Genomic DNA, 4,148 nt, shown 5'->3' with positions numbered 1-4,148 from the left:
TCAGTTCGGTCACTATTTTTTTTATGCTTATGACTTCGACTCCCTTATGTACCAATTAAGTCAACAATATCATATCGACTCCGGACTACCAGCCGTCCGAGAAGCTCCGAAGCCAGCCGTTGAGTTCCCATCGGTGCAACGTGCAAGACCGTCACACAAAGTCGAGTAGCTGCTTGTTGGGGGGTAAACTAGACATTGCCTGATTATATCCGAGAAAATGTCTAGTTATGTCACTAATTGTCTAGATATTTACCGACTGTTAGTTAACCCCATTCTTGAATAACCGCTTGCAGTTCAGTAGGCAATGCTTCAACACTAGACTTGCTGTACTCAACAGTGCCATAACGGGCGCTGAGTTTAACCCTGGGTGCATCAGCGTCATCTGGAACGGGTGGCTGATAGCGAATCCCGTCGAAATGGGAAAAATTGGACTGTTCAAGCTGACGCAACAGTGCTTGGATTTGCGACTGACTAACCGCTTCAGTTTCCCGATTCATCACCTCGCCATCACGTTCTTGAATATAAATCAAGCGTTCATCATTCTCCAACATCAATGTTTCTTGCTCACCCGACTCGTGGCTGATCGTGCTTTGGAAGACTGTTTCGTCGCCCAGCATACGGGGATTCACCATGGGAATGAACCTGGGAACGGCACCAGGGCTACTGGCGGTTTCGTTGAGGCGAATCGTATCACCAGAGTTATCCGTGTGATAAATCCAGTATTGAACACCGTCGCTGATAATGGCACGCCAGCCTAGAATAGCAATCTCAGTACAGAGTTGATTGGGATCAGCAAGCCCATAGCAGCCATTCCAAGTTTGGGGATCAGCATCGATAATTCCTAAGCTTTCAGAGGGTTTCAATCCACTGGATCGGGCAGTTTCAAAGATGCGATCGCGGATTGACGGCGGCAAATTGTTTTCCAGGCTAGATAGGCGAATCTGATCGCCCGACAAATCGGTTCGGTAAAAATAACTTTTATCGCTTTGGGTATCAATCACCTCAACTTGCCAGCCTTCTGTGAGGGCGGCTAGGCATGATTCAGCAGGTCCCCCCAGCCCTAAGCAGCCGTCTGACCAGGTTTCGCGGCTGTGGCGACCAATTGCCAGCTGCTCAACAGCAACATTAAGGCGATCGGCAAGGGCAACTTGGACTTGATTACTAATAGTGTCTGGCAATGGCTGATCAGGAGTTTCTGCTACTGTTGTCGTGTCTGGGCTATTAGCCGGAGTAGAAACGGGTTGAGGGTTTGTTGAGCAAGACAACAAAAGAACTGTACTGAGCAACGAAAATGTAATGCGATGAATCATCTGGATTAGTTTGAACAGACAATTTCAATCTAGCTTCCAGAGATAAGCTCAACCGAGTTTGTTACGGGAATTGAAACTTTACAATACTTACCAATGCAGTTGACTCAAAATATATCGCAAACGGTCATAATCATCCTTGAGTAAAACACTTAAGGTTCGCCCTGCTTGCACTAACCAGTCGCGATCGCCCTTACGGATTTGATAAATTTCTCGGATCGCTGCCGCTGTTAGCGCTTCCACTGGCGCTCCAGTCACTAAGAGAAGAGTTCGTAAAAAATCCAACTGTTCACTAAAGTAAATAATCTCGTCTGGTTGACATTGATAGACAGCTTGATGAATTTGCGGCGGACGAGGAGGTAAATATTGATAGGCTCGTCCTCTAGGGGGTTGGTCACCATTATGTCCCTCACCAGGCGGTATAAACCCAACAATCGCTGCCCGAAACTCCGTTTTCAGCATGGCAAAAATTTGCGGTTGTTGCTCTCGCAATTCTGCCAGTGACAATCCCAACGCGACAGCCCGGTGAACTGAATCAATCGGGCTAGTTGTGGCATAGTAAACGACTGCCATAACCTGATTTCCCGATTCTTCATCAACGGATTTGACCCAACTGCCAAAAGGTGGCATGACCGGAAAACTCAAATCTTCTGGCTCTAGGCATTGTGCCAGAAATTCTGTAGTTGCCGTTTCTATGACTTCCGCAATGTGATTATCAGGCCGTTCTCCAGCCGTAAACTGGGGTAAAGGAAGACGCATAGTTTAGTCCTTTGTCATTCGTCCTTTGTCCTTTGTCCTTTGTTGTGTTTTTTTGTTTTGTAGGGTGCGTTAGCGAAGCGTAACGCACCTTTTTTAACAAGCATCTATTCTTGTTCACGAATCATTGATCAAACATCACAGCTTCTTCTTACTTCTTCCCTTTAGGTTTGACCTCTTCGAGTTCCGATAAATTGAATGTGACAATTTTATCCCAGTTACCACCTTCAAACAGTACACCTGCTTTTCCATCACCAATGCGCTGGACTATCCCTTCAAATTTATAGTAAGTATCATCGCCGTTAATGACGCGCACAATTGAACCAGGAAAAATCATCGATGTTTACCCCTAAATCTCTATCTCTTAAGCTTACTATAATGTGCTGCCGGATCATTTAGCTAATTTGTCCTCAAACCTTACCCAGCCATACCCTATATATTGGTCAAGGTGCGTTACGCTACGCTCTCCCCACCCTACATATAGAGCATTTGCCACAGTCCTATCCTTACATAAGGACAAAGGACCAATGACCAATAACTAAAACTTCAATCGGTGTCGGTGATTGGCAACCGATTCCACTAATCCAATCGCTAAAAAATTTGCCAGTAATGCCGATCGCCCATAACTTAACAACGGTAGTGGAATCCCGGTAATGGGGGCTAAACCAATATTCATGCCGATGTTGATCACCGTTTGAAACACAATCATCGATAGGACACCAATTGCCAATAGTGAGCCAAAGTTATCCTTAGCATTTTGGGCAATAATCACTAACCGTAAACACAATAGCCAAAAGGTAAATAGGACGAACAAGCAGCCAATAAATCCGAGTTCTTCACCAATGGCAGAAAAGATAAAGTCGGTGTGCTGTTCCGGAATAAAGTGGAGTTGGGTTTGCGTCCCCTGATGCAGTCCTCTTCCCGTGAGTTGACCTGCGCCAATGGCAATTCGAGACTGAATCAAGTGATATCCTCCGCCTAAGGGATCTTTATCCGGATCTAAAAAAAGAAGCAATCGGTCTTTTTGATAATCTTGAAGCAATCCCCACAACAAGTTTCCTAATCCCCCCGAAATCACATTGGCAACCAATGCTCCAATCCCACCAAAGAAGGACCACGGTAAAGTCCGCCAACCAATCAGCATCATCGCTCCTACCCAGACAAACCATCCGGGCAAAAATACATTGAACATGATCGCGGAAACGATGGGAGACACGAATAAAATTAACCATCCGGGATTAGCATTTCCCCAATAGAGCATTCCCATCGTAATCGCCCCAAACACCAATGAAGTTCCCAAGTTTGGCTCTAAAAATACAAATAGCCACGGAACTGCCGCAATCGCTAAGACGCGAAATACCGCATTTAATGTTGAGGCGGGTTGCCAGTGGATAATCGCGGCGAGGGTGATAATCAAGCCAATTTTGGCAAATTCCGACGGTTGAACGTGAAAACCTAGGATATTCAGCCACCGTTGTGCGCCATTTGCCGTCGTCCCCATAATCATCACCGCAAACAACGCCATATTAGTGGCTGCATAAATCATCCAATGCCATTGGAGTAGGATTTCGTAGCGCGATCGCGCGATGAGTAGACACAGCGTTAAACCAATACCCCCAATGATCCAGTGCCACCACCAATCGGTTAGCCCCTCATTTATTTCGGCGCTGCGAATCATTACCCCACCGAGGAAGGTGAGACTTATGGTAACAAATAATAGCTGCCAGTCTAGTTCCTGCCATCGGCTCAGGAACATAAGCCAGCGCATTTGGGTACGGGACAATGACTTTTGGAACATAATCGTTGGGGAATGCGATTGACGTTTTTAGCAATTAGCGCTCTGAAGATGCCCTGTTCAGGAATTTTTCCAAACTATTTTGGATAATCCCTGATCAAATCCTAGGCTAGTTGAAAATAAGGATGGATAGGGAAGAATGCATTATATTCTAACCGCTTCTAAAAACCTAGACAAACCTACCCACAAGTAATTCTGTCTTGGTATAAGTCCACGGTGTAACTTTTGGTCGATAACCGTTAACGCTTACACTTGGCTGATACCCGGCATTGTTGCTCGATATCAGCCTT

General features: G+C 45.7%; 4 protein-coding genes. All 4 read right to left on the bottom strand.

Annotated elements, in window-relative coordinates:
* Positions 1-263: 263 nt before the first annotated feature.
* On the bottom strand, positions 264-1,310 hold the full coding sequence (locus RIC07_RS30375) for a hypothetical protein (RefSeq protein ID WP_446397770.1): 1,047 nt from the start codon (positions 1,308-1,310) through the stop codon (positions 264-266).
* 87 nt (positions 1,311-1,397) lie between these two features.
* Positions 1,398-2,066, bottom strand: coding sequence for an HAS-barrel domain-containing protein (locus RIC07_RS30370; protein WP_446397769.1), 669 nt, complete (start codon positions 2,064-2,066; stop codon positions 1,398-1,400).
* A 148-nt stretch (positions 2,067-2,214) separates the two neighbouring features.
* Positions 2,215-2,400 (bottom strand): NAD(P)H dehydrogenase subunit NdhS, encoded by a 186-nt coding sequence (locus tag RIC07_RS30365; RefSeq protein WP_446374083.1) that lies wholly within the window; start codon positions 2,398-2,400, stop codon positions 2,215-2,217.
* 201 nt (positions 2,401-2,601) lie between these two features.
* Positions 2,602-3,861, bottom strand: coding sequence for a rod shape-determining protein RodA (rodA, locus tag RIC07_RS30360; protein WP_446374081.1), 1,260 nt, complete (start codon positions 3,859-3,861; stop codon positions 2,602-2,604).
* Positions 3,862-4,148: the final 287 nt, after the last annotated feature.

It is taken from the genome of Coleofasciculus sp. E1-EBD-02, assembly GCF_040218245.1.
Lineage (GTDB): Bacteria > Cyanobacteriota > Cyanobacteriia > Cyanobacteriales > Coleofasciculaceae > Coleofasciculus.
Note: the sequence above shows the minus strand (reverse complement) of the source record. Positions and strands in the feature narration are given on the sequence as shown.

What these genes read in the sequence shown, in the direction of transcription:
- RIC07_RS30375 (WP_446397770.1), bottom strand. Translation starts at nt 1,310, where the DNA reads ATGATTCATCGCATTACATTTTCGTTGCTCAGTACAGTTCTTTTGTTG.
- RIC07_RS30370 (WP_446397769.1), bottom strand. Translation starts at nt 2,066, where the DNA reads ATGCGTCTTCCTTTACCCCAGTTTACGGCTGGAGAACGGCCTGATAAT.
- RIC07_RS30365 (WP_446374083.1), bottom strand. Translation starts at nt 2,400, where the DNA reads ATGATTTTTCCTGGTTCAATTGTGCGCGTCATTAACGGCGATGATACT.
- rodA (WP_446374081.1), bottom strand. Translation starts at nt 3,861, where the DNA reads ATGTTCCAAAAGTCATTGTCCCGTACCCAAATGCGCTGGCTTATGTTC.